Here is a 25,214-nt window from a genome sequence, read left to right as displayed (position 1 = left end):
TTAATTTAAGTTTTCAGCTCGGTATTTAATTGTTATAATGTATTGACATTATTAAGATCTTCGAATGCTTTCTTTAGACGGTTTTTAAATGTGATTTCACCTTCTCGCAACCATTTTCTTGGATCGTAATATTTTTTATTCGGTTCTTCGGAGCCCTTAGGATTTCCAATTTGAGTTTTTAAATACTCAATGTTATTTATCATGTAATCCCGAATTCCTTCGTTAAATGCAAATTGTAAATCTGTATCGATATTCATTTTGATTACCCCATAGCCAATAGCTTCTCTGATCTCTTCTAGCGTAGATCCACTTCCTCCATGAAATACAAAATCGATGTGGTTAGGCTCGACATTAAATTTTTTAGAAACAAATTCTTGAGAATTTTTTAGAATCTTTGGGGTCAACTTAACATTTCCTGGCTTATATACTCCATGGACGTTTCCAAAAGCAGCAGCTACAGTGAACTTATCACTTACTTTGCTTAATTCTTCATAAGCATAAGCAACCTCTTCCGGTTGCGTATAAAGCTTAGAGTCGTCAACATCACTATTGTCTACACCATCTTCTTCTCCACCTGTGATACCAAGCTCAATTTCGAGGGTCATTCCCATCTTACTCATCCGGGTTAAATATTGCTTACAAATTTCAATATTTTCTTCGATTGGCTCTTCAGATAAGTCAATCATGTGAGAGCTGTACAATGGTTTGCCCGTCTCTTTGTAAAATTGTTCCCCTGCATCTAATAATCCATCAATCCATGGTAATAATTTTTTTGCACAGTGGTCAGTGTGCAAAATAACAGGCACTCCATAGGCTTCTGCCAATAAGTGAACGTGTTTTGCTCCAGCAATTCCACCTGCGATAGCAGCCTTTTCATTTTCATTAGATAGGCCTTTTCCGGCATTGAATTGAGCACCACCATTCGAGAATTGAATGATTACTGGTGAATTTAATTCGGCCGCAGTTTCTAAAACTGCATTGATAGAGCTTGATCCAATAACATTTACTGCTGGTAAGGCAAAGTTATTTTCTTTAGCATAAGCAAAAATTGCTTGTACTTCGTCTCCTGTAGCCACCCCTGGTTTGATGTTGTGCTTCATAATTTAGTTTTGGTTTATAAGCTTACAAAATTAATAAATTAAAACGGAAAGGATTGATAATAGACAAGGGAAAACTCACTTTTTTAAATTTCAATTATTTAAACTAGCTGTGATAAAATTTAAAATGGATAATTAATACCTACGTTATATACTGCTTCTGTAAAATTGTATCCTTTGAACCAGCGCTGATCTTCATCATTGGCAGGATTAAAAGTTTTAAAACCTACATCAAGTCTTAGGACAAAGAAATCAAAATCATAACGAAGTCCAAGTCCAGTTCCAACAGCTATTTCTTGTAAATCCTCAGCGCCCGAAAATACTGCTTCTTCTTCCTCAACATTATCAAGGACATTCCAAATATTACCAGCATCTATAAAAAAAGCGCCGTTAAGTGCACCAAGAATATTATATCGATATTCTATATTTGTTGCAATTTTCATATTTGCTTCATTAAATTCATTGCGACCACCCGTGCTACCAGGGCCCAAATCATAGGCTAGCCAAGCTCTATTGTCATTAGGACCACCTCCAAAAAAACTTCGGGCAAAGGGAATACTGTTTGCATTACCATAGGGAATTGCAATTCCGCCAAATGCGCGTAATGCAAGGACATTGCGTCGACCTAAATTCCAGTGTTTGATGTAACCAATTTCTGTTTTGACATATTGAGAGAACTCAACTCCAAAGATTGCATAGCGGTCATTGGAGTTTTGAGATAATCCCGCCAAACTAGCCACAGTGCTTAAGACGTTTCCTGCTAATTCGATTTTTGCTCTTAAGCGTGAAAAATTTTCATCATAGAGATTTTCTCTGGTGTTTCTTAGAAAAGTGTAATTGGATGCAACTATTAGATTGTCCTCGGTCAATCTGTTTCTACGCTCTTGAATGTTTTTTATTTCATTTATTTGATCAGTGTTTAGATCAGGATCCGGACTCTCGCCCAGGGATTGGGATATAAAATTATTAGTGCCATTTGGTATGGTTAATCTTGCATTTTCACTCGTAATCGGGCTTGATGATTCCTGTTCGAATAACGTAGAGTTGGGATCCAGAACGTTACGGGCAATCGCATTAATGCGATTAAAGGAGGTCTCATAAATGTTAAAATAATTTTTAGTATTTAAATTCCTAACATATTGAATATTGACGAGATCTATTTGATGCGTTAGCTTGTTGGAAGGCTTCCAGATATAATTAAAAGTTCCGGAAGCATTTTGTTTATCTAAACCTATGTTTTGTTGCACATTCATACCAAACACAAGATTCGAGGTAGGAGACATGTACTTAGGGATGATCCTGGAGGTGTTTAATGGAAATAATATTCTGGGAAAACTCAGCTTTATATCTGCTCCGATTTCAGAGATATTAAAAAAGCTATCGCTCCCACTAGCTATGGCTGCATCCTTTGAAGATCCTACACTACCGCGTCCAGAGATTTCTAAAATCTCGGCACCTCTAAAAATGTTTCTAATTAGCAAAGAGCCACCAAAACCAACACCAAAAGCCTGAATTTCGGACGTAGTCAAATCAAATTCAAAGTTGGCGCTGTATTTTTTTCTTGGAGTTAACAAAACATTCGCGATTAAACTACTTGAAGTGCTATCGGTCGGATCCAGTTCATATTGAATATTTGGGTATTTAAAGGTTCTAAGGTTACTTATCTGGTTATATGTAAGCGTTCTGTCTCTATCTCTATAAATTTCACCGGGAATTACTAGTATGGCATTGGTGATTGCCTTACGGTTATACTTGAGTTTATCAAAACTATAAATATTATACCCTTTATAGTAAAAACTATCCTTAGGTGCTTCATTTCTGTATTCGTACTTATAATCTGTGAACACGTTAACTTTACTAATCTTATGTATCTTAAAAGCTACCTTGGAAGTAGAATCTCCTTCGGTTACTTGACGGTTGTTAATAAGTAAATTCAAGTTTACTTTATGATCTGTATTGACCGTGTCTGCGTCGAATTTTATATATTCTTTTTCAAAGTGATAGAGGCCAGAGTTTCGATACACAGTAGTAATTCGATCTCTCTCGGATTCGATATCTAGTGTCTTGTATTGTTTGCCTGAGACGATAGTCGATTCTTCTCTGTTCTTGCGATATATTGAATCGGCTACAGCGGATTCAATTTTTAGTTGAAGAGAATCTATAAAATATGGTTGGTGAGGTTGTGTGAAAAACTTAATTTCACCTCTTTTATTTTCACCTTTTTCAATATTATAGGCTGTTTCCACATTAAACCAACCATTATTCCAATAATATGCTTTAAGTCGTTGGGCAGATCTTTTTGCACGGGATTCTTCAATAATCACCGGAGCCTCACCTGTAGTTTTGATCCACTCATTAAACGCTACATAGGCCGTTCCTAAACGATCTACCTGTTTTTTTGATAAGAAGTTGACTAAGCGCTCTTCTCGTTTTGGGGTCTTTTTCAACCAATTTTGGTACGCTGAATCCGGTTCAGCCTTTGCTAAATTATAAATATGTAAACGAATGGGGATACCTAATAATTTAATATTAGGTTTTTGATACAATTGATTTTCAAGTTTTATATCATTTGTTTTAACGCTATCTACGTAGATTTCATTTTTTGTAAGTAAAAATTCACCTTCAGGAACTCTCTTTACTGCATTACATGATAAGATTAGTACCGTGATTACGGCAATAAATGATATTTTTGTCAACAAGTGTTTCAATTCAACAGTATTATAGGACCAAAAATACACTATTTGTATGGTTAGCAAAAACCAAAAGAAGCTAATAAAAAGTTTAAAACAAAAAAAGTATAGAAAGCAGCATAATTTATTTGTTGCCGAAGGGAAGAAAGTTATAAAAGAGTTTATAGATGCGGGTTTAACGGTGCATTCACTTTTTGCCCAAGAGACATCTTTTTTTGAAGTAGAATCCTCCTTATTTTTTTCTGTGACAGCAGAAGAGTTGAAACAAATCACTTTTCTTACCACGCCGCAAAATGCTTTGGGTATTTTTCATATTCCTACCGCGTTAGATACAACAGATAATGGATTGATACTTGCCTTAGATGATGTTAGAGATCCCGGTAACCTAGGAACGATCATCAGGTTATGTGATTGGTTTGGCGTAACGGACTTGGTTTGCTCGGATCAGACGGTGGATTGCTATAATCCTAAAGTTATACAAGCAACCATGGGATCCATTACCAGAGTGAATGTGACCTATGTGAACCTTCAGGAGTTTCTTGAAGCAAAAAGCTCAGCAGGCATAGTGTCTTATGGTACATTCATGGACGGAGTATCGATCTATGAAACGACTCTTCCGTCTCAAGGAATAATAGTAATGGGAAATGAGGCGAATGGTATTTCGGCCGAAATTGAAGCTTTGGTTACTAAGCGTTTGGCAATTCCACAATTCGGTCAAGGTCAAAAAACTGAAAGTCTCAACGTGGCAACAGCTACGGCAATTATATTAAGTGAGTTTTTAAGAAGATAAAAACGCTTTATTGAAAAGTAAAATTAATAAAGACTCCTCGACTTGACATTTTATCAATTGTTGAAGTATACGGACTATTAGGATCATTGTCTCTAACTAATTCATCACTCATCGCAAAAACTCCTCGAATAGAAGGGGTGAATTTGAAATAATAAAGGTAAAAATCGATACCAAAGCCAATTTCATAATAATTGGTATTGGTTTTGGTTCTAAACTGTCCGGCATTATTATCGTCAGGATTATTTTCGTTACTGGATAGATTTAGAGAAGTTGAAATTCCACCCACGATAAAAGGTTTAAAATTATTGAGACGCTTTGTGGATATTTTTAAAAGTAATGGAATATGAACATACGTTGAGTTGATCTCTCGCAGTGCTTCTGCTTCAGAATTAAATTGTCTTCCGGAGTAAATGAGATTACGCTTGGTGAAAGCTACCATAGGCTCTAGTCTTAAGTCTAAGTATTCATTGATGCGCATATTTCCTAAAAGACCAACGTTGAAACCTATGCCGCCTTTTTCTACAACGATATCAGTGTCCTCTGCAAATTCATTATAGTCAAAATTATAATCATAGCTATTGAAGCCTAGAATATATCCCCAACTAAATCTGGGTTTGTCAAAGTTTTCTAAATTTTGAACCCGCTCTTTGCTAAATAGTTGAGCGCTCACATGTTGTGTAAAAGTTAAGAGTATAATCGCGAAACAAAGTCTTTTCATGTATTACAAAGTTACTAATGCACAGGCGTGCAATGATTGGGTTAAAGTACTAAAATAATTCTGATTGAAACAATGGTTAGAATTTACTTCGTTGCTTTATAAATTGTTGAAACTCCAAAAGTTTGAGGTAAATCCTCAATATTTATAAACCCAATTTTCTTTAAAATATTGTTGAAAGCTTCCCCATAAGGAAAAGCGGCAGCACTTTCACTCAAATATGCATAAGCAGATCTGTCTTTTGAGAACAATCGACCAATAACCGGTAGAATCTTTGTTGTATAAAAGTTATACCCTTGTTTATAAGGTGGTTTTGTAGGAACAGAAGTTTCTAAAACAGCAAAAATTCCGCCAGGCTTCAATACGCGAAATATTTCAGAGAGTCCTTTTTCTAAATTTTCAAAATTACGAACACCAAACGCTACAGTAATTGCATCAAAATAATTATCTTCATAAGGTAAAGCTTCGCTATCACCTTGAACCATAGTTATCGTACTGTCAAGTTTTTTGATAGAAACCTTTTTCTTTCCAATTTCTAACATTCCTGATGAGATATCAAGGCCTATTATTTCAGAAGCCCCGGTTTCTGCCAGATTAATAGCGAGATCCCCCGTTCCTGTTGCTACATCTAAAATACGTTGCGGTTTAGCTTTTGCGATCAACGATACCAGTCGTTTCCTCCATTTGATATCAATTCCAAGCGATATAACACGATTGAGACCGTCGTAATTACCAGAAATAGTATCAAACATTTCGGTCACCTGCTCTTTTTTGCTTCGTGAAGTATCGTTATAAGGTGTTATCTTTTCTGACATCTCATTAAATTTTTGCAAATATACAGTTTTGGATGATAAGCAGTTGGTATTTGTTATGGATTTCCACATCGTAGGTTAGGACCTTTGCAACTTTATATGGCATGTTACCTTTTACTAATTTGATGTCAAATGAGAACATTTTAGATCATTTACGTAATATTTTAGAACTAATTTAATTTCTGTTATCTTTGTATTTCTTTATTTTTAAAATGCAACGATGCTCTCTCTTTTTGATTGCTAGGTGTGTCTTAAATTGAAATAAATTTATCTATGATAAACCTGAAACAAAACAAATGAAAATTTTAATTGCCGGTGCTGGTGAGGTTGGATTTCATTTGGCTAAGTTACTCTCTTTTGAATCTCAAAATATTACCTTAATCGATACCAATAAAGATAGTCTGAGTTATGCGGACACGCATTTGGATATTCGGGTTATTAAGGGAGACGCAACATCTATTGCTATCTTAAAAGAAGCAAAGGTTGATGAGGCAGATATGGTTATTGGGGTTACCGAAAGTGAAACTACTAATATTACTATTTGTGTGCTTGCTAAACAATTGGGCGCGAAGCGAACGATAGCACGTATCTCAAATACAGAGTTTATAGAGAATAAAGAAGAGGTTGGTTTCTTTAGATTTGGAATCGATGAATTAATTTCGCCGGAAGCTTTGGCTGCCAGTGAAATTGAGTTATTGTTAAATCAATCTGCTTTCAATGATAGTTATGAGTTTGAGAATGGTGCACTCACGATGGTTGGTACAAGTTTATCAGATAAGGCGTTAATCGTTGGGAAAACCGTAAGTCAAGCTGCTGAGATTTTTCAGGAATTACATTTTATGCCTATCGCAATACAGCGTTATGGGACGCAATATACGTTGATTCCTAGAGGTGATACTGTTTTTAAAGAAGGAGACCAAGTCTATTTTGTAACTTCTCTCGGTGGTGTTGATGAGTTGTATAAACTGACGGGCAAGTTCAAAGAACAGATACGTAATGTAATGATTTTGGGCGGGAGCAAGATTGGTCTTAAGACTACTCAAGATCTGTGTGATCATAAGTTCAGAGTGAAATTGATCGAAAATGATAAGGAGAAAGCTTTTGATTTGGCAGATGATTGTCCTAATGCCTTGATCATTAATGGTGATGGGAGAAACGTGGAGCTTTTAGAAGAAGAAGGCATTGGTGAGATGGATGCTTTTATAGCAGTTACCGGAAACTCTGAAACTAACATTATGTCATGCTTGGTGGCAAAATCGAAAGGAGTTAGGAAAACGATAGCTTTAGTTGAAAACATGGATTATTTTCAGTTATCACATTCCATCGGGATCGATACGCTTATTAACAAAAAACTGTTAGCTGCAAATAATATTTTCAGATTTATTAGAAAAGGTGACGTGGTTGCTATGACAAAGCTTAACAACATGAATGCAGAGTTGTTGGAGTTTATAGTAAAGCCTACCTCAGAGGTTAGTGACAATCTTATTAAGGATTTAGATTTCCCCCGTTCTGCTGTAATTGCAGGTGTAATTAGGGATGGGAAGGGAGTTATTCCTTTAGGAGACTTCTATATCAAAGCGGGAGACAGGGTAGTAGTGTGTTGTTTGCCTAAATCAATTAAGAAAATTGAAAAACTCTTTCTATAGGCATGTCCAAACTTAACTATCAAATAATATCACATATTATGGGGCTGTTGTTGCTTTGTAATGGTGGGTTTATGCTTATTGCTACAATTGTAAGTCTGATCTGTGATGATGGGGTAACTACAGAGATCATGCTCGCCTCACTTGCAACCATGTTTGTGGGCATTGTGCTTATGTTCTTGACGCGGGATCATCAAAAGAAAATAAATAAGCGCGAGGGTTATATTGTAGTAACATTTGGCTGGATACTTATGTCTCTTAGTGGTACTCTGCCTTATATCTTTTCTGGTGCGATTCCTAATTTTACGAATGCGTTTTTTGAGACAATGTCTGGGTATACAACAACCGGAGCTTCGATTCTCAATGACATAGAGATCATACCTAAAGGTATTTTATTCTGGAGAAGTTTAACACACTGGATCGGCGGAATGGGTATTATCGTGTTGGCTATAGCAATACTACCTCTTTTAGGTATTGGTGGAATGCAGTTATTTGCTGCCGAAGCACCCGGACCTAATGCTGATAAGTTACATCCTAGAATTACGGATACAGCAAAACGTTTGTGGTATATATATGTAGGATATACTGCCGCTGAAACTGTATTGCTAAAATTAGCAGGAATGAGCTTTTTTGATGCGATCAATCACTCCTTAAGTACGCTGTCGACTGGTGGATTCTCTACAAAGAATACAAGTGTAGCGTATTGGAATGACCAGCCTTTAATACAATATATCATTATATTGTTCATGTTTTTGGCGGGTGCCAATTTTGTACTTAGTTATTTTGGTTTTAAGGGTAAAGTTCAAAAAATTATCAAGGATGAAGAGTTTAAGCTCTATTCGTTTTTTATTGTAATATTTTCCTTGATATCGGCAGCAATTATATATTATAAAGCAGACGTTTCCTTATCTTTGATAGACCACCCTATGGTTTGGGGAGAGGCAGAAAGTGCTTTTCGCCACGCATTGTTTCAAGTACTTGCTGTCGTTACCACGACCGGATTTGTAAGTGCTGATTTTACCTTGTGGTCGCCCTTTCTAAAAGTTTTTTTCTTTGGATTAATGTTTTTAGGAGGATCTGCCGGCTCTACAGCGGGTGGGATGAAAGTGGTAAGACATCTTATAACTATACGGAATGGGGTGATGGAGTTCAAACGTACATTACATCCCAATGCTATCATACCGGTACGTTATAATAAAAAGTCTGTGTCCAAAGAAATTGTGTTTAATATCCTAGCATTTTTTATACTTTACATGTTAGCCTTTATCATTGGCTCATTGGTTTTAGGAGCTTTAGGGTTAGATTTTGAAACTGCAATTGGTGGAGCAGCATCTTCATTGGGTAACGTAGGACCTGCGTTTGGAAAATTAAGCCCGGTAAACAATTTTGATGTCTTGCCGGCATTCGGAAAATGGTGGTGTTCCTTCCTTATGCTTATCGGTAGATTAGAATTGTTTACCGTGCTGATACTTCTGACTCCGTTCTTCTGGAGAAATAGATAATTTTATAATGTTTACTGCATTTCAAAAGGGCTGTAGGAGTGTGGATTAGTTTGCCATAAACGAGCAACCTTTTTTACAGTATCCTTTACTTTGCCTGTGATTTTTCCAAGGTGTTCCTGTTCGATAAAGAAAATGTCTAAAATGGATTGATAGTATTTGATAAAATTCTTGTCAAATTCTTTTTCCGGACTGATATCTAAAATTTCTGAATCCGTCTTTCGAACCTTAAAATTTTCCTTAAAAATGTGTAGCACGTTGGTTCGTACGATGCGTTCTTTTTCTTTAATATCCATAACATGGTGTTTTATTTGGTTAATAACACTTCTCATTTGGATAAGCCAACGTATTTCTTAAATCTAAAAAATAAACTAATGTTTTAATAGTTTATTTAAGGGGTATTCGGGAAAGTATGATACAAATATACTTTAATTAGTTATTAAAAGTATTCTGTAATTCATAAAAAAAGTTTAAAACTTCTCTTTTATCTACTAAAAAAGCGCCAAAAATCTTACGATTCGTAGCGCTTTAAATAGAATGATGTATAAAGTGTTAACTTACTGCTGTTTTTATACGAGCTAAAGCTTCCTTAATTTGTTCTTGACTGGCTGCGTAAGACAGACGAATACATTGAGGATTACCAAAAGCTTCTCCGGTAACCGTAGCCACATTTGCGTGTTCTAACAAGTACATTGAAAAATCGGTGGCATTATTAATAGTTGTCCCATTTAAATTTTTTCCGAAGAAATAAGAAATATTCGGAAAAACATAAAATGCCCCTTCCGGAGTGTTACTTTCAAACCCCTCGATGTCACGAAGTAATTTTAACACCAATTCTCTTCTGTTTTTAAACTCATCCACCATATACTTTATATTGCTTACGGGAGATTCTAAGGCGGTGATTACGGCACGTTGTGCAATACAATTCGCGCCACTGGTTACCTGACCTTGTATTTTATTACACGCTCGTGCAATAGTTGCAGGAGCACCGATGTAACCAATTCTCCATCCAGTCATTGCAAAAGCTTTGGCCACCCCATTGACAGTAATTGTTCTGTCATACATGTCTTCAAACTGAGCCATGGATGCATGTCCGCCAACATAATTGATGTGCTCATAGATCTCATCGCTTACAACAACAACTTCGGGATATTTCTGAAGCACGTCTGCAAGCGCTCTCAGCTCCTGTTTGCTGTATATGGATCCGCTGGGATTACAAGGAGAGCTGTACCAAATCATCTTAGTTTTTGATGTGATGGCTGCCTCTAATTGTGCGGGCGTCATTTTAAAATCATTCTTAATGATAGTGGCAACCTCAACCGGAATTCCACCAGCAAGTTTAATAATATCACTATAACTCACCCAATACGGACATGGTAAGATAACTTCATCCCCAGGATTAATGCAAACCTGCGCTATGTTATATAAAGCCTGTTTAGCACCAGTAGAGACAACGATTTGAGATCGATCATAGTTGATTCCGTTGTCACGGTTAAACTTAGTGATGATAGCATCTTTTAACTCTACATACCCGTCAACCGGAGTGTAGGAATTGTAATTATCATTTACAGCTTGTATAGCTGCGTCTTTAATGTAATCAGGAGTATTAAAATCCGGTTCTCCAAGGCTTAGTCCAATAATGTCTTTGCCTTCAGCTTTTAATTCTCTTGTTTTTGCTGCCATTGCAAGCGTAGCTGATGCAGCCAGATTGTTAATTCTGTCTGAGAGTTGTATGCTCATTATGATTGGTGAATAAAGGTTAGCGATTATATTGCGGGTTTCATCCCCATTTCTTTCAAGTGTCTGAAATGCGCCATTATGGCTTTACGCGTACTTTTGTACTCGTGATAAGGTAGATTGAATTCTAAAGCAGTTTGTTTAACAATCTTAGAAATCTTGGTATAGTGAACATGACTAATATGAGGAAAAATATGATGTTCGACTTGATGGTTTAAACCACCGGTAAACCAATTTACTATTTTGTTTTTTGTTGAAAAGTTTACTGTCGTAAATAGTTGATGGATAGCCCAAGTATTTTTCATGCTTCCTGTATTATCAGGTAATGGCATCTCTGTTGCTTCAACAATATGCGCTAACTGAAATACGATGCTGAGAATTAATCCGGCAACATAGTGCATGATAAAGAAACCAATAAGAATTTTCCACCAGGCGATAGATAAGATTAGCATTGGAATTACAATCCATATTAATACATAAATAATTTTAGTGATCACAACATTGCTCCATTGCTTCCAGGCCGTGGGTAGTTTTCCGTAGGATAGCTTACGGGACAGGTATCGCTTAGTTTGTTTAAAGTCCGTGGTCAAAGCCCAGTTGAATGTAAGGAGACCGTATAAGAACACTGAATAGTATTGTTGAAATTTATGAAAACGCCTCCATTGTGCGTGCTTTGTAAATCGAATGATTCTTCCCGCATCAAGATCCTCATCATGTCCGTGAATGTTCGTATAGGTATGGTGTAAAACATTGTGTTGTACTTGCCAGTTATATACATTACCTGCCAAAATATAGAGACTGCTGCCCATTAGTTTGTTTAACCACTTTTTTGACGAATAGGAACCATGATTACCATCATGCATAACGTTCATACCAACTCCTGCCATACCAATCCCCATAACCACAGTCAATAGCAGCATCCACCATTGTGAAATGTCTAAAGTAAGGATTAAGAAATACGGGCTCAAGAATAATGAGAACATGACAATGGTTTTCAGATAAAGTCTCCAATTACCAGTTCGTTTAATATTATTCTCCTTAAAGTAGGTGTTTACACGCTTGTTGAGTGTTCTGAAAAACTTGGCAGAATCACTTCGGCTAAAGTGTATGTTGGGTGTAGTCATGGGATGTAAATTTATGACATAACGGTGTTTACCATTAAATGTTTGTAAATTTAAGTATTATATTTTTTAAAGTTCTTAAAAGTATAAATTTTATAATGTTAAGATGTATTTTTGCCGACTAATAAAAAGGCCAATGGACGCGATTTTAAAATATTTTCCGGATATAACCGAAGAGCAGCAGGATCAATTTAATCGGTTAGAAGCTTTGTACTTTGAGTGGAATGCGAAGATAAATGTAATATCAAGAAAGGATATAGAGACCTTATACACCAGACATGTGCTACATTCTCTTGGGATCGCAAAAATTCTTCAGTTTAAGCCTGGAACCTCTGTGCTTGATGTTGGTACTGGTGGTGGTTTTCCCGGGATACCATTGGCAATACTTTTTCCTGAAACCAGCTTTTACCTTGTAGATGTCATAGCAAAAAAAATCAAAGTTGTAAATGAGGTAGCTAATAGTCTTGAATTGAGTAATGTAAAGGCTGAACAACGCAGAGCGGGTACGTTTGAGGAACGTTTTGATTTTATCGTGAGCAGGGCTGTTACCAATATGCCGGATTTTGTCTCATGGATTCGTAAAAATATCAAAAAGAAAAATCAACATGAACTGGCCAACGGTATCTTATACTTAAAAGGTGGAGATCTTACAGAAGAATTATCCATGTTTCCAAAAGCTGTAGAACATCAGTTATCTGATTATTTTGAAGAAGAATTTTTTGAAACAAAAAAAGTGGTGTATCTACCTGTGAAATATAAGTTGTAGGTAGAGGTGCGGTTGTAATCTCAAAAAGAATTGTTTGTTGAATTAGTTATCAAGTCGCATTTCTATGATATGACTTTTGAACCCAACTTTTTCGTATGCTTTTATTGCTCTCGGGTTTTCCGAATACACCGTTAATCTAATTTCAGTAATATTTTGATTTTGAAACCATTCTGTAAGAGCTTTTAAAATTTGTTGACTTACGCCTTTTCCTCTAAAGTTTTCATTCACATAAATAAAGCCAATATACCCTAATAGATCGGTTTTAAAATATGGTTTTCTTTCTCTTATTTGTCCGTAACCACTCCCTATAAGCTGACCTTCTGCTTCTGCTACCAGAACCTGTGTATCTTTTTGAACAATGTAAGAGGCAATGTCATAGTAACTGATTTTTTTATCCTGAATCAAAGTTTTATCCATAGGTCTTTCGGTACGAATAATCTCTTGTTCAAAATCTAGTAGCGTTTCAAGATCTTTATGTGTAGCTTCTCTAATAAGTAGTTCTTTCATACAGATAAATTTATAAATAAAAAACCGCATAATTAGAGCTAATTATGCGGTGAATATTAGGAAATCTTATTTTTTACTCTCCCAAAAATGGATATCTATAATCCACGGGAGTAACAAAAGTTTCTTTAATTGTACGAGGAGAAACCCATCGTAACAGATTCAGGTAAGAACCTGCTTTGTCATTGGTTCCTGATGCGCGCGCGCCTCCAAACGGTTGCTGACCTACAACAGCTCCTGTTGGTTTATCATTGATATAGAAGTTACCTGCTGCATTTTGAAGTGCCTTTGTAGCTTCGGCTGCCGCATAACGGTCTCTTGAGAAAATAGCGCCTGTTAAAGCGTATTCACTCGTTCCGTCAACCAATTTTAAGGTTTTGTTCCAGTCTTTATCCTCATAAACATAAATAGTGATTACAGGGCCAAAAAGCTCTGTACACATCGTTGTATATTTAGGATCTTTAGCAAGAATAACGGTAGGTTCTATAAAATAACCTTTGGACTTATCATGGTTTCCTCCCACAATAATTTCTGCATCAGCATCAGTTTTTGCCTGATCTATATATTTTGCAAGCTTATCAAAAGAACCTTCGTGAATTACAGCGGTAATAAAATTACCCATATCTTCAGGAGATCCCATTTTAAAGGATTTTACGTCTTCAATGACATATTTTTTAACATCCTCCCACAAACTTTTTGGTATGTAAGCTCTAGAAGCAGCACTACATTTTTGACCTTGAAATTCAAAAGCTCCACGAGAAATTCCTGTTGCAACTTGTTTTGCATTAGCACTTGGATGTGCAACAATAAAATCTTTTCCTCCGGTTTCACCAACGATTCTAGGATATGTTTTGTATGTATTAATGTTTGCGCCAATTTTAGACCAAATATCTTTAAATACATGCGTGCTCCCTGTAAAATGTACTCCTGAGAAATCAGGACTAGCTAATACGGTATCTGTAATCATTACCGGGTCACCATATACCACATTGATAACACCTTCCGGTACACCTGCTTCTCTAAAAATATCTATGATAACTTTTGCAGAATAGATTTGACTGTCACTAGGTTTCCAAATGACAGTATTCCCCATCAATGCAGCGCTAGCCGGTAAATTTCCAGCAATAGCAGTAAAGTTAAATGGAGTAATTGCATAAACGAACCCTTCCAACGGGCGATATTCTAACCGATTCCAAGCGCCCGAGGTGGATGCAGGTTGATCGTTATAAATCTGTGTCATGAACTCCACATTAAAACGTAGAAAATCAATTAGTTCGCAAGCAGCATCTATTTCTGCCTGAAAAATATTCTTTGATTGCGCCAGCATAGTTGCAGCATTAATCTTAGCCCGGTAAGGACCTGCAATAAGCTCGGCTGCTTTTAAAAATACAGCTGCACGTTGTTCCCATGCAAGACCTGCCCATTCTGTTCTGGCTTCAAGTGCCGTGTCAATAGCTTCTTGAACATGTTTTTTTTGAGCTTTATGATAGGTTCCTAAAACATGTTTATGGTCGTGGGGAGGTGACATCGTTCCCGTGTCCCCTGTCTTTATTTCCTCACCATTAATATATAAAGGCACTTCTACTGTGCTGTTGTACATTTCTTTATATGTAGCAAGTACTTCTTCGCGTTCTGGAGTTCCAGGAGCATATGATTTTACCGGCTCGTTAATTGCGGTAGGTACTTGAAAAAAACCTTTTCCCATGTTAAGATATTTTTTATGTGTTAGTAACTTGGTCGACAAAGATAGAAAATTAATAAGGCTTATGCTCGGTTTAACTTTTATTAATACCTCTTGAGCTCAACTTTTTTTTGTAAGTTTCGTAGCTTTAAAACGACAAATCTACCCATGTGTACAGTAACTTTAATTAAAAAGCCTAACAAGGGTTTTATTCTTACATCTAATAGAGATGAGATCATTAATCGAGAAACACTTGCTCCCAAAAGCTATAGGGATAATGACCACAAATTAATTTACCCAAAAGACATGTTGGCTGGAGGTACATGGATTGGTATGAGTGATAATAATAGTATGGTTTGTCTTTTGAACGGAGGTAATGACAGGCATATTTCCAAGCCTCCTTATAGATTAAGTAGAGGTGTGGTGGTTAAAGATTTGTTACGTGCCGGAAATTTATTAGAGAGGTTACGATCTTTTGATTATCAAGGTGTAGAACCATTCACGGTTATAGCTGCGCAATGGAAAGGGGAGCATGAGTTTTATGAACTTGTTTGGGATGGTGTACAATCAAATATAACTTCATTAGACGCGTCTACATACATATGGTCTTCTGCAACGCTATATGATCAAAATGCAAAAAAAACACGTGAATTATGGTTTAATAATTTTTTAAAACAAAAAGATACAAGTCCTGAGAAGATTTTAGAATTTCACAAAATAGCAGGTCAAGGGAATAAGAAAATTGGACTGCAAATTGATCGTGGGTTCTTAAAAACCCGAAGTGTTACTCAAATTGTAAAAACTTCCCAAGAATTATCAATGCGGTATGAAGATTTGACCGATACAAATTCACTGGTAACCTATTGTTCGTTGAAAGATGTTTCACCTGAGGTTATTTCTAAATAGCAAAGGCGTTAAATTAGTTAAAAAATGAATACCGGTACTATTATCGTTTTAGCATTTCCGGATACTTTTGTTCGCTATTCTGATGAATCAGCATTGCATGTTTTTCCTTATTTGGGGTTAGGTAAAAATAAGTTTATTAAGGCAGGACATGCGGCTTTAGTACTTATCGAAAATTCTACGGGTAGGGCCTCCTATTATGATTTTGGTCGTTACGTGACTCCGCCAGGGACGGGAAGGGTGCGTAGTGCTGCGACAGACGTTGAGTTAGAGCTTCCGTTCAATGCAAAATTTGACGACGCAGGAAATTTGGATAACTTAAAAGAGTTTTTAGTGTGGCTTGAGGCAAATCCTGAAAAAACTCATGGTGAAGGGCGGCTTGTGGCTTCGTTATGTTATGCAATTAACTTTGAGAGTGCTAAAGGGTATCTCATGTCGATGCAGGAGCACGGTAGCCTTCCATATCGAGCTTTTGGTAAAAAAGGAAGTAATTGTTCTCGTTTGGTTACAGATACGCTTATTCGAAGTACAACAAATATAATTATCAAACTGTACTTAAAGAGAATAAAAATTTTTACACCAAGTCCATTGGGTAACGTGCTGTATGCATCTAGAAAAAAAGATCTTTATACCGTTACCGATGGGTGTTTACAACCTTATGCCGGATCAGTGATCCGAGAGAATTTAGTGAATTATTTTGATAAAAAAATTCCTGTACCTCTCGATGAATCAACTCATGAATTGAAACTTGTTTCCAAATATTTGTTTTTTTTAAGTGGTATTGGAAGCAGTGCTTATTTCTACATCCAGGAGACGCAGGATGAGGAGATATATACTATTCGACGGTATACGGAAAAAGGTATTGCAGATTTTGAAGGTCAGTTTATACTTGAGAAAAAAGGATTTAATTTTCAAAAGGATTTTGAAATAATCCACGACTCTAATTGTTTATTTTGTCACGTACAACAAGAAGGTGAAATTTGTAAATTACAGCGAATTAAGCGTGTATTTTAATTCAGTGCAAAAGGAGTGCTTAATTTGAAGCTAGGGATAAATACCTTGAATCTGGCAGTTGAGGTAAAATTGATCATGTTATAAAATCCTTTCATAGAGCCAAACGGGGAGTGAAGCAAACAACCACTGCTGTATGTGTGGGTTTCTCCAGGTTGTAACACCGGTTTTTTTCCGATGACCCCTTCGCCCTCGACAGTTTCCACAAAGTTTAGTGCATCCTTAATTTTCCAGAATCTGGATGTTAGTTGAACTACATCGCTACTTTGATTTTCAATAGATATAATATAAGCGAAAGCATAGAATACACGATTATTTTTAATAAACGTGCCTTCAAAATTAGTGTCAACCGAGATTTTTATGCCTTTGGTAATTTGTTCGACCATAGTAAAAGGTTTTTTCCTTGGACCTTGAATGATGACTTAAGCTAATATACATATAATCAATAATTCGTTTAGCTAATTTAACAATAGTTTGTAAGTGATTAGCCGCGGATTTTGCATTGACTGCTGTTTTAGTTGTGTATCAATTACTAATAGATGAGGAATTAGCTTCTCCAATACCTATAACTCTATCATATCTGGCTCCCGGAGCGGTGTAGTACGATATAACGGTGTAGATATTTTCGGTTTCATCAAAATTTCCGCTGATAAAACCGGGTTCTATAGCATTATTTTCGGTGAGTAATACATATTTGTAATTGTAAAAACCTTGTTTAAGTAGAATTTTTAATTCAAAAAATCCGGATTCTTTATTGTAAACAAGTTGGTTATTACGGTTTAGTTCATAATTGTTGAAATCTCCATATAAATACAGTTCACCTTTTCCTATAGGTTCATAACACTGAAGTGTAAAATGCATCCAAACATAATCTGCAGCAGTGTCGCTGTCTTCGGAGCGCAGGTTGCGTATCACAAATCCACCATTAATATCTGGATTGTAGGTATAGTTACGATTTGCTCGTACCACATCTGTATATAAGTAATGATGGTAAAGATCTTCTAAGGCTACACGCTTGATGTTGGCTGTAGAAGAGCGTATTTCTTTATTGTCATAAAATAAAAATTCATTGCCACCCCAAAAACTAGCTTCGCTATCATACCGGTACACAAGTTTATTGTCCGAAGTGTACTGAGGTTTCAAATTTGTGATGCTGGTTTGCAGATCACCATTCTGAAGGATTAATGTTTTTACAGTTTGCTCGGGATTTCTAAAAAAAAATGATTTACCAGGGTTGATTTCAAAATGTACGCTTTGCTTCGTGTTGATGTGAGTCAAAGTCCTGGATCTTTTTATTTCAACACCGACAGAAGCAATATTTTCATATACAATAAATTTTCTTGAAAAAACGAACTGATCATTATCATCGTAAATTTGAAGTATATAGTTACCGCTAACTTTCAATCCATAAGTATCTTCATTAGGTATATTTACCGTGTAGTGACTATAAATTTGTAAGGTGTTAAAAGAATTTTCATAGTTGGTGATTCTAATGTCATCGAAGCCGTCCAAGTATTCATTCTTTGATAATTGTGACGGAGTCCAATTGAAGTCACAATGAATAATTTTATAGTAATAGTCGGCCTCATCTCCATTAATGTCGTCAAAAGTCATACGTAAAGGATCGCCTTGTTGAAGTATGGGTATTCCGGTTTTGTCTGCTGCTCTCAAAAACTGAACAGATTTTATGTGAGAAGGTAATGCAGCTTCATTTGTTTGTAATTGAGCTAAAATATTTTGTAAATTGGACGTGGTCAAAAGGACAAAAATTATTAGATGTCTACAGATATAATTTGACATTTGTGTTCGTTTTGAGGATAAAGATAATCAAAAGTTATACCTAAAAACTTTATAGTACATGACTAACAGAAATTATTTATTTAGAAAGAATATAAATAAAATCTTATAACACAACCTCCTTTCACTTGCATGTTTTAATTAGTAAATTTGCACGATTTTTTTAGTTAATTAACATAGACTTTAAATATGTCAAAAGACATTCGTATCAGAAAAGGCTTAGATATTAAGCTTGTTGGCGAAGCAGAGAAAATTACTGTCGATGCTACTCGAAGTAATATCAACGCGATTAGGCCTGATGATTTTCATGGCATTGTGCCCAAGGTTATGGCTAAGTTAGGCACAGAAGTTAAAGCAGGGGAACCTCTTTTTCATTCTAAGGCTAATGCCAAATTACTTTTTCCTTCACCCGTAAGTGGAGAGGTAGTAGAAATTGTTAGGGGTGCAAAGCGTAAGATTTTAGCCTTTAAAATTTTAGCTGATAAGGAACAGCAGTATAAGGATTTTGGAGTTAAAAATGTTGGAACTATGTCAGGTGAAGAGGTGAAAGATCATCTACTTGCTTCTGGATGCTGGCCTTTTATTAAGCAACGTCCATATGATGTAATTGCTGACCCGAGTATTGAGCCTAAAGCTATTTATGTTTCCGCATATGCCACAGCTCCTTTGGCGGCTTCTTACGACTATATTTTACAAGGTAAAGAATTAGCGCTTCAAGCTGCGGTTACTGCGCTTAGTAAAATGACTCCGGGGAGTGTGCATGTTTCTGCGGGGGATTTAAATTCATCGCCTTTTGCTAAACTTACTGATATACAGCTTCACAGCGTATCCGGACCACATCCTGCTGGGAATGTGAGTGTACAGATAGCAAACATTGATCCGATCAACAAAGGAGAGACTGTTTGGGTTGTTACGCCTCAGGATTTAGTTATTATGGGTGAATTATTGCTAACTGGTAAATTTAACTCAGAACGTACAATAGCATTAGTGGGATCGTCTGTTAAAACTCCAAAATATTATAAAACACGTATTGGAGCAGAAGTTTCAACATTAGTATACGACTCTGGAGTTAAGGATGAGAATATTCGTGTTATCAGTGGAGATGTTTTAACCGGTGATAATGTTAAGCCTGATGGACATATCGGATTTTATCATAACACTGTGACGGTTATTCCTGAAGGTAATGATTATGAATTCTTTGGTTGGAACAAACCAATTTTTAATAAAATATCTACTTCTAGAGCGTTAACCTTTTCTTGGTTGTTTCCTAATAAAAAATACGAATTAGATACTAATACAAATGGTGAGCACCGTGCCTTTGTGGTGACCGGTAATTATGAGGAAGTTTTTCCTTTTGATATTTATCCGTTACAATTGTTAAAGGCATGTGTGGTAAACGATCTGGATGCGATGGAACAGTTGGGAATGTATGAGATAGCTCCTGAGGATTTTGCGCTTACTGAGTTTGTGTGTGTGTCAAAGCAACCGCATCAACAAATTGTTAGAGAAGGTTTAGATTTAATGTTAAAAGAAATTGGGTAGCTATGAGCTTAAAAAATAAATTACATCAATTAAAACTTAAGTATAAGGATAAAAAGATGGCGCCTGCATTTAATGCACTCCATACTTTTTTGTATTTGCCTAACGAGACCACACATTCTGGAGGACACGTTAGAGCTGCAGATGATTTAAAGCGTACTATGAACACCGTGATTTTGGCGTTAGTACCTTGTTTGCTTTTTGGTATTTTTAATGCTGGATATCAACATTATTCTGCAATTAATGGTTTTCCTGCTGATTTTTCTCTTTTTGAGCATTTTATTAACTGGGAGAATTTTGTTTTAGGTGCATGGACGGTTTTGCCGCTAGTAATTGTATCCTACGGGGTAGGATTGGCTGTAGAGTTTTTGTTTGCCGTTATTAAAGGACATGAAGTAGAGGAAGGGTATTTGGTTACGGGGATGTTAGTTCCCTTAATCGTACCGATAGATATACCATTATGGATGCTTGCGGTAGCAGTTGTTTTTGGAGTTGTGATCGGGAAAGAAGTTTTTGGAGGTACCGGGATGAATATTCTTAATCCTGCCCTAACTATCAGAGCATTTTTGTTCTTTGCCTATCCAACTTGGATGTCAGGGGATAAGGTATGGGTGCATGAGGCTGTTGAAAGAGCTGGTACAGCAGATGCGATATCCGGAGAAACCATTCTTGGTACATTGGCGCAAAGTAATCCTGTTCAGTTTTCTATATCAGATATGTTTTACGGATACATTCCTGGATCCGTAGGAGAAACTTCTACTTTATTGATTTTGATCGGAGCGGCAATTTTGATCTTTACCAAAGTAGCGAGTTGGAGGATAATTTTGAGTGGTTTTGTGGGTGCAGCACTTATGGGACTATTATTCAACGGAGTTGTAGATGCAGGATGGATTTCAGAATCCAGTAAATTCTATGGATTAATGAGTACACCATTCTGGCAGCACTTAATAATTGGTAGTATTGCATTTGGAGTTGTTTTTATGGCTACAGATCCTGTTTCCGGATCACAAACCAATAAAGGGAAATGGATATATGGATTTTTAATTGGATTTATTTCAATTCTTATTCGTGTCTTTAACCCCGCTTATCCAGAAGGAGTATTTTTAGCAATTCTTTTAATGAATGTTTTTGCTCCGACAATTGATCACTATGTTGTTCAAGGAAATATAAAGAAGAGAATGAAACGTTTAAAATTAAAAACAGCGTAATCATGGCGATGAATACAGATAAAAATAACTACACGATCATTTTCTCTGTGATAATGGTGTTTGTTGTAGGAGCTTTATTGGCTGGTGTATCTTCGGTACTTAAGCCAGATATAGCTATCAATAAAAAGAAAGAGAAGCAACAAAATATTTTGTTTGCTATGAATGTAACAGATGATGAGGATCCTAATGCCTTTGTGCCTGCAGATAAAGCACAGGTACTGTTTGATCAGTATGTTGGAGGTGAGCAATTTGTTATTGTAGATGGAAACGCTACTAAAACTACTGATGCCTTTGAAATTGACATTAAAAAAGAAGCAGATAAGGTAAAACAAGATGCTGATTACAAAAGAAGATTGCCGCTATTTGTAGGGGAAAAGGATGGAGAAAAATTCTATATCATTCCTGTTCGAGGAAATGGTTTATGGGATGCTATCTGGGGTTATGTCGCGCTTAATGATAATTTTGACACAGTAAAAGGAGCTTTCTTTGATCATAAGGGTGAAACCCCCGGTTTAGGGGCTAATATTACCGAAGCGTATTTTAGAGAAGATTTTCTTGGAGAAAAGATTTTAGATGCTGATGGTAACTATCGTGGTATTGAGGTGAAAAAGGGAAATTCTGATCCAAAAAATGATCGGAAAGATGATAATGCTGTAGATGCTTTAGCAGGTGCTACGATTACAGGTGATGGTGTAACTGCCATGGTTAAAAAAGGGATTAAGATGTATTTACCTTATTTTGAAACTTTAAAAAAATAAATAATGGCTGAAGTAACTACAGAAGAAGTTAAAGTAAAAGAGCCGAAGGAGCCTTTATTTTCAAAGAAAAACAAAAAGTTGCTAACCGATCCTTTAGCAGATAATAATCCGATTACCATTCAGGTACTAGGTATATGTTCTGCACTTGCAATCACAGCACAACTTAAACCGTCGATTGTGATGGCAATATCGGTTGTCTTTGTACTTGGTATCGGTAATGTTGTTATTTCGCTGATGCGAAATGTTATACCATCCAAAATTAGAATTATTGTTCAATTAGTAGTGGTAGCCGCTTTGGTTATTATCGTTGATCAGGTATTAAAGGCTTTTGCCTATGAACTGAGTAAGCAATTATCCGTTTTTATTGGTTTGATTATTACTAATTGTATAATTATGGGACGTTTTGAAGCTTTTGCCTTGGGTAATGGTCCTTGGAAATCTTTCTTGGATGGTGTAGGTAATGCAGCCGGATATGGACTGTTATTAATAATTGTTGCCTTTTTTAGAGAACTTTTAGGTTCTGGTACGCTATTCGGATTTAAAGTTTTGGGTGATCCAATTGAAAAAACGGGATTGTATGCGTTTGGATATGAAAACAATGGTTTTATGGTACTTGCGCCTATGGCTTTAATTACGGTAGGAATCATAATATGGGTACAGCGTAGTAAAAATAAAGCTTTAATCGAAGATCATTAAAAAGTTATAATTACTGAAACCAGGGAGTATGTTGCATGTCATAATCCCTAATAAAAGTAATACTAATATAAACGCAATATAAAATGGAATATTTAGAATTGTTTTTAAAAGCAATATTTATAGATAACATGGTATTCGCATTCTTTTTAGGAATGTGTTCATATCTTGCAGTATCTAAAAAAGTATCAACCGCTGTAGGTCTTGGAGCAGCAGTTATTTTCGTTTTGGCCATAACTGTACCTCTCAACTTCTTACTTGATAAGTATTTGTTACAGGATGGTGCTCTAGCTTGGCTTGGACCAGAGTATGCAAGCTATGATTTAAGTTTTCTTACCTTTATTCTATTTATTGCAACTATCGCAACGATGGTGCAATTGGTAGAGATTATAGTTGAAAAGTTCTCACCATCTTTATATAATTCTTTAGGTATTTTCTTACCATTGATTGCAGTAAACTGCGCCATCTTAGGAGGGTCTTTGTTTATGCAACAAAAAGAATTTCCTGCAATTTCTCACGCCGCAGTATACGGTATAGGATCGGGGATTGGTTGGTTTCTTGCAATTTTAGCAATTGCAGCTATTCGTGAAAAAATCAGATACTCCAATGTTCCTGCACCGCTTAGAGGTTTAGGTATCACCTTTATTTTAACGGGTTTAATGGCTATTGGATTCATGAGTTTTGGTGGAATGCTTACCGGAGGGGACGATGAAGAAGATGTAAAAGCAGCTGAGAGTGTTCAGGTGGAAGTAAAAGAAGAAAATGCTACCAAAAAAGTAGCTGATAATACAAACGTTACAATACTTAAATAATATGATATTTTTAGCGTCAACAGTTGGAACCATCGTAATTACCGTAATCGCCTTTTTGGTGTTGACATTGGTATTGGTTGGGATTTTGTTATTTGCAAAAGATAAATTACTGCCGTCAGGTCCCGTTAAAATAACTATTAACGGTGAAAAAGAAATAGAAGTAGCTTCCGGAGGTAGCTTGTTATCTACATTAGGAGCGCAAAAAATATTCTTACCATCTGCTTGTGGTGGTGGTGGTACTTGTATTCAATGCGAGTGTCATGTTTTAGAAGGTGGAGGAGAGGCTTTGCCTACTGAAACACCGCATTTTTCTCGGAAGGAACTGCAGCACGGTGCTCGTTTAGCTTGTCAGGTAAAAGTTAAGCAGGATATGAATATAGAGATTCCTGAAGAAGTTTTTGGAATCAAAAAATGGGAGGCAGAAGTTGTACGTAATTATAACGTCGCTTCTTTTATTAAAGAATTTGTAGTCCGTATTCCAGAAGATATGAACTATAAGGCAGGAGGATATATCCAGATTGAAATTCCTCAATGTGAAGTAAAGTTTGCAGATATGGATATCACGGCTCACCCAGAAGAGCATGAAACTCCGGATAAATTTCAAGAAGAATGGGACAAATTCAATTTGTGGCCATTAGTGATGAAGAATAATGAAACTGTTGAGAGAGCTTATTCGATGGCTTCTTATCCTGCTGAAGGTAGAGACATTATGTTGAATGTTCGAATTGCTACCCCGCCATGGGATCGCGCTAAGAACGGATGGATGGATGTGAATCCTGGAGTTGCATCTTCATATATATTTTCTAGAAAACCTGGAGATAAAGTTATTATCTCAGGGCCTTATGGAGAGTTCTTTATCAATGAGACCGAAGCTGAGATGTTATATGTAGGTGGAGGAGCAGGTATGGCACCAATGCGATCCCATCTATATCACCTTTTCAAAACCTTAGAAACAGGACGTACTGTTACGTTTTGGTATGGTGGTAGATCTAAAAGAGAACTTTTCTACTTAGATCATTTTTATCAATTGGAAAAGACATTCCCTAATTTCAAATTTTATTTGGCACTGTCAGAACCGTTGGAAGTTGATAACTGGAAAGTTAAAAAGGATATTAACGACACAGAGGGAGACGGGTTTGTAGGTTTTGTTCATAACGTGGTTATTGATAATTATTTAAATCATCATGAATCACCAGAAGATATAGAGTTATATTTCTGTGGACCGCCATTGATGAATAAAGCTGTTCAAAAGATGGGAGAAGACTTCGGAATTCCTGATGAGAATATCAGATTTGATGATTTTGGAGGATAATCTTCAATTATATTATTAAAAACCGGCATCTTGGACTGAACCCCAAAAGTTGGACGGTTAAACAAAATTTAATTTTGGAAATGAGCTCGATATTGTATCGGGCTCATTCCATTTAGAGTCAAAGAT

23 protein-coding genes are annotated in these 25,214 nt (G+C 36.2%); 12 read left to right on the top strand and 11 right to left on the bottom strand.

Annotated features, from left to right (window positions below; all coding sequences use genetic code 11):
- Positions 1-32 precede the first annotated feature (32 nt).
- Positions 33-1,100: a class II fructose-bisphosphate aldolase gene (fbaA, locus tag BD809_RS02840; RefSeq protein WP_148781462.1), complete on the bottom strand. Its 1,068-nt coding sequence runs from the start codon at positions 1,098-1,100 to the stop codon at positions 33-35.
- Positions 1,101-1,219: 119 nt separating this feature from the next.
- Positions 1,220-3,796 carry a translocation and assembly module lipoprotein TamL gene (gene tamL, locus BD809_RS02835; protein WP_317130842.1) on the bottom strand — a complete coding sequence of 859 codons (2,577 nt, stop codon included), beginning with the start codon at positions 3,794-3,796 and terminating at the stop codon, positions 1,220-1,222.
- Between the two features lie 46 nt (positions 3,797-3,842).
- Between tamL and BD809_RS02830 the strand changes: the two genes are divergently transcribed.
- Positions 3,843-4,577, top strand: coding sequence for a TrmH family RNA methyltransferase (locus BD809_RS02830; RefSeq protein ID WP_148781460.1), 735 nt, complete (start codon positions 3,843-3,845; stop codon positions 4,575-4,577).
- Positions 4,578-4,584: 7 nt separating this feature from the next.
- Here BD809_RS02830 and porT read toward each other — a convergent pair whose 3' ends face one another.
- Together porT and ubiE are read right to left on the bottom strand one after the other, a co-directional pair.
- Complete coding sequence (porT, locus tag BD809_RS02825) at positions 4,585-5,295, bottom strand: type IX secretion/gliding motility protein PorT/SprT (RefSeq protein WP_148781459.1); 711 nt, start codon at positions 5,293-5,295, stop codon at positions 4,585-4,587.
- 83 nt (positions 5,296-5,378) lie between these two features.
- A complete protein-coding gene (gene ubiE, locus BD809_RS02820) occupies positions 5,379-6,107 on the bottom strand; it encodes a bifunctional demethylmenaquinone methyltransferase/2-methoxy-6-polyprenyl-1,4-benzoquinol methylase UbiE (RefSeq protein ID WP_148781458.1) in 729 nt (242 codons plus the stop codon).
- 293 nt (positions 6,108-6,400) lie between these two features.
- Between ubiE and trkA the strand changes: the two genes are divergently transcribed.
- Together trkA and BD809_RS02810 are read left to right on the top strand one after the other, a co-directional pair.
- Positions 6,401-7,750, top strand: a complete 1,350-nt coding sequence (gene trkA / locus BD809_RS02815; RefSeq protein WP_148781457.1) for a Trk system potassium transporter TrkA — start codon at positions 6,401-6,403, stop codon at positions 7,748-7,750.
- A gap of 2 nt (positions 7,751-7,752) precedes the next feature.
- Positions 7,753-9,249, top strand: coding sequence for a TrkH family potassium uptake protein (locus BD809_RS02810; RefSeq protein ID WP_148781456.1), 1,497 nt, complete (start codon positions 7,753-7,755; stop codon positions 9,247-9,249).
- An 11-nt stretch (positions 9,250-9,260) separates the two neighbouring features.
- On the opposite strand, the gene BD809_RS02805 is transcribed toward BD809_RS02810, so the two are convergent.
- From BD809_RS02805 to BD809_RS02795, 3 genes are all read right to left on the bottom strand, one after another.
- The gene (locus BD809_RS02805; RefSeq protein ID WP_148781455.1) at positions 9,261-9,542 is read right to left on the bottom strand and encodes a hypothetical protein; all 282 of its coding nucleotides are present in this window, start codon (positions 9,540-9,542) and stop codon (positions 9,261-9,263) included.
- 256 nt (positions 9,543-9,798) lie between these two features.
- Positions 9,799-10,986, bottom strand: coding sequence for a pyridoxal phosphate-dependent aminotransferase (locus tag BD809_RS02800; RefSeq protein ID WP_148781454.1), 1,188 nt, complete (start codon positions 10,984-10,986; stop codon positions 9,799-9,801).
- Between the two features lie 26 nt (positions 10,987-11,012).
- On the bottom strand, positions 11,013-12,107 hold the full coding sequence (locus BD809_RS02795) for a fatty acid desaturase family protein (protein ID WP_148781453.1): 1,095 nt from the start codon (positions 12,105-12,107) through the stop codon (positions 11,013-11,015).
- A gap of 133 nt (positions 12,108-12,240) precedes the next feature.
- On the opposite strand from BD809_RS02795, the gene rsmG reads away from it, so the two are divergent.
- Positions 12,241-12,870 carry a 16S rRNA (guanine(527)-N(7))-methyltransferase RsmG gene (gene rsmG / locus BD809_RS02790; RefSeq protein ID WP_148781452.1) on the top strand — a complete coding sequence of 210 codons (630 nt, stop codon included), beginning with the start codon at positions 12,241-12,243 and terminating at the stop codon, positions 12,868-12,870.
- A 42-nt stretch (positions 12,871-12,912) separates the two neighbouring features.
- Here rsmG and BD809_RS02785 read toward each other — a convergent pair whose 3' ends face one another.
- Together BD809_RS02785 and pruA are read right to left on the bottom strand one after the other, a co-directional pair.
- On the bottom strand, positions 12,913-13,377 hold the full coding sequence (locus BD809_RS02785) for a GNAT family N-acetyltransferase (protein ID WP_148781451.1): 465 nt from the start codon (positions 13,375-13,377) through the stop codon (positions 12,913-12,915).
- 73 nt (positions 13,378-13,450) lie between these two features.
- A complete protein-coding gene (gene pruA, locus BD809_RS02780) occupies positions 13,451-15,079 on the bottom strand; it encodes an L-glutamate gamma-semialdehyde dehydrogenase (protein ID WP_148781450.1) in 1,629 nt (542 codons plus the stop codon).
- 144 nt (positions 15,080-15,223) lie between these two features.
- Here pruA and BD809_RS02775 point away from each other — a divergent pair, with 144 nt between their 5' ends.
- Positions 15,224-15,961, top strand: coding sequence for an NRDE family protein (locus tag BD809_RS02775; RefSeq protein ID WP_148781449.1), 738 nt, complete (start codon positions 15,224-15,226; stop codon positions 15,959-15,961).
- 24 nt (positions 15,962-15,985) lie between these two features.
- Positions 15,986-16,972 carry a DUF6695 family protein gene (locus tag BD809_RS02770; protein WP_148781448.1) on the top strand — a complete coding sequence of 329 codons (987 nt, stop codon included), beginning with the start codon at positions 15,986-15,988 and terminating at the stop codon, positions 16,970-16,972.
- Here BD809_RS02770 and apaG read toward each other — a convergent pair.
- On the bottom strand, positions 16,969-17,355 hold the full coding sequence (apaG, locus tag BD809_RS02765) for a Co2+/Mg2+ efflux protein ApaG (protein ID WP_148781447.1): 387 nt from the start codon (positions 17,353-17,355) through the stop codon (positions 16,969-16,971). The two genes, BD809_RS02770 and apaG, sit on opposite strands and share 4 nt — an antisense overlap.
- Positions 17,356-17,494: 139 nt before the next feature.
- Positions 17,495-18,769: a type IX secretion system plug protein gene (locus tag BD809_RS02760; protein WP_148781446.1), complete on the bottom strand. Its 1,275-nt coding sequence runs from the start codon at positions 18,767-18,769 to the stop codon at positions 17,495-17,497.
- Positions 18,770-18,955: 186 nt separating this feature from the next.
- Here BD809_RS02760 and BD809_RS02755 point away from each other — a divergent pair, with 186 nt between their 5' ends.
- The 6 genes from BD809_RS02755 (at position 18,956) to nqrF (ending at position 25,088) form a co-directional block, all read left to right on the top strand.
- Positions 18,956-20,308: a Na(+)-translocating NADH-quinone reductase subunit A gene (locus BD809_RS02755; RefSeq protein ID WP_148781445.1), complete on the top strand. Its 1,353-nt coding sequence runs from the start codon at positions 18,956-18,958 to the stop codon at positions 20,306-20,308.
- A 2-nt stretch (positions 20,309-20,310) separates the two neighbouring features.
- Complete coding sequence (locus BD809_RS02750; protein WP_148781444.1) at positions 20,311-21,513, top strand: NADH:ubiquinone reductase (Na(+)-transporting) subunit B; 1,203 nt, start codon at positions 20,311-20,313, stop codon at positions 21,511-21,513.
- Between the two features lie 2 nt (positions 21,514-21,515).
- Entirely contained in the window at positions 21,516-22,271 is a 756-nt protein-coding gene (locus BD809_RS02745; protein ID WP_148781443.1) for a Na(+)-translocating NADH-quinone reductase subunit C, read from the top strand.
- Between the two features lie 3 nt (positions 22,272-22,274).
- A complete protein-coding gene (locus tag BD809_RS02740; RefSeq protein WP_148781442.1) occupies positions 22,275-22,967 on the top strand; it encodes an NADH:ubiquinone reductase (Na(+)-transporting) subunit D in 693 nt (230 codons plus the stop codon).
- Positions 22,968-23,050: 83 nt separating this feature from the next.
- On the top strand, positions 23,051-23,776 hold the full coding sequence (gene nqrE / locus BD809_RS02735; protein ID WP_148781441.1) for an NADH:ubiquinone reductase (Na(+)-transporting) subunit E: 726 nt from the start codon (positions 23,051-23,053) through the stop codon (positions 23,774-23,776).
- Position 23,777: 1 nt separating this feature from the next.
- The gene (gene nqrF, locus BD809_RS02730; RefSeq protein ID WP_148781440.1) at positions 23,778-25,088 is read left to right on the top strand and encodes an NADH:ubiquinone reductase (Na(+)-transporting) subunit F; all 1,311 of its coding nucleotides are present in this window, start codon (positions 23,778-23,780) and stop codon (positions 25,086-25,088) included.
- The last annotated feature ends 126 nt before the right edge of the window (positions 25,089-25,214 follow it).

This window comes from Aquimarina intermedia (assembly GCF_008124785.1).
In the GTDB taxonomy this organism is placed as follows: Bacteria; Bacteroidota; Bacteroidia; order Flavobacteriales; family Flavobacteriaceae; genus Aquimarina; species Aquimarina intermedia.
Note: the sequence above shows the minus strand (reverse complement) of the source record. Positions and strands in the feature narration are given on the sequence as shown.

Excerpts from the sequence above, each read along its gene's own strand:
- fbaA (WP_148781462.1), bottom strand. The coding sequence starts at position 1,100 with ATGAAGCACAACATCAAACCAGGGGTGGCTACAGGAGACGAAGTACAA.
- BD809_RS02830 (WP_148781460.1), top strand. The coding sequence starts at position 3,843 with ATGGTTAGCAAAAACCAAAAGAAGCTAATAAAAAGTTTAAAACAAAAA.
- porT (WP_148781459.1), bottom strand. The coding sequence starts at position 5,295 with ATGAAAAGACTTTGTTTCGCGATTATACTCTTAACTTTTACACAACAT.
- ubiE (WP_148781458.1), bottom strand. The coding sequence starts at position 6,107 with ATGTCAGAAAAGATAACACCTTATAACGATACTTCACGAAGCAAAAAA.
- trkA (WP_148781457.1), top strand. The coding sequence starts at position 6,401 with ATGAAAATTTTAATTGCCGGTGCTGGTGAGGTTGGATTTCATTTGGCT.
- BD809_RS02810 (WP_148781456.1), top strand. The coding sequence starts at position 7,753 with ATGTCCAAACTTAACTATCAAATAATATCACATATTATGGGGCTGTTG.
- BD809_RS02805 (WP_148781455.1), bottom strand. The coding sequence starts at position 9,542 with ATGGATATTAAAGAAAAAGAACGCATCGTACGAACCAACGTGCTACAC.
- BD809_RS02800 (WP_148781454.1), bottom strand. The coding sequence starts at position 10,986 with ATGAGCATACAACTCTCAGACAGAATTAACAATCTGGCTGCATCAGCT.
- BD809_RS02795 (WP_148781453.1), bottom strand. The coding sequence starts at position 12,107 with ATGACTACACCCAACATACACTTTAGCCGAAGTGATTCTGCCAAGTTT.
- rsmG (WP_148781452.1), top strand. The coding sequence starts at position 12,241 with ATGGACGCGATTTTAAAATATTTTCCGGATATAACCGAAGAGCAGCAG.
- BD809_RS02785 (WP_148781451.1), bottom strand. The coding sequence starts at position 13,377 with ATGAAAGAACTACTTATTAGAGAAGCTACACATAAAGATCTTGAAACG.
- pruA (WP_148781450.1), bottom strand. The coding sequence starts at position 15,079 with ATGGGAAAAGGTTTTTTTCAAGTACCTACCGCAATTAACGAGCCGGTA.
- BD809_RS02775 (WP_148781449.1), top strand. The coding sequence starts at position 15,224 with ATGTGTACAGTAACTTTAATTAAAAAGCCTAACAAGGGTTTTATTCTT.
- BD809_RS02770 (WP_148781448.1), top strand. The coding sequence starts at position 15,986 with ATGAATACCGGTACTATTATCGTTTTAGCATTTCCGGATACTTTTGTT.
- apaG (WP_148781447.1), bottom strand. The coding sequence starts at position 17,355 with ATGGTCGAACAAATTACCAAAGGCATAAAAATCTCGGTTGACACTAAT.
- BD809_RS02760 (WP_148781446.1), bottom strand. The coding sequence starts at position 18,769 with ATGTCAAATTATATCTGTAGACATCTAATAATTTTTGTCCTTTTGACC.
- BD809_RS02755 (WP_148781445.1), top strand. The coding sequence starts at position 18,956 with ATGTCAAAAGACATTCGTATCAGAAAAGGCTTAGATATTAAGCTTGTT.
- BD809_RS02750 (WP_148781444.1), top strand. The coding sequence starts at position 20,311 with ATGAGCTTAAAAAATAAATTACATCAATTAAAACTTAAGTATAAGGAT.
- BD809_RS02745 (WP_148781443.1), top strand. The coding sequence starts at position 21,516 with ATGGCGATGAATACAGATAAAAATAACTACACGATCATTTTCTCTGTG.
- BD809_RS02740 (WP_148781442.1), top strand. The coding sequence starts at position 22,275 with ATGGCTGAAGTAACTACAGAAGAAGTTAAAGTAAAAGAGCCGAAGGAG.
- nqrE (WP_148781441.1), top strand. The coding sequence starts at position 23,051 with ATGGAATATTTAGAATTGTTTTTAAAAGCAATATTTATAGATAACATG.
- nqrF (WP_148781440.1), top strand. The coding sequence starts at position 23,778 with ATGATATTTTTAGCGTCAACAGTTGGAACCATCGTAATTACCGTAATC.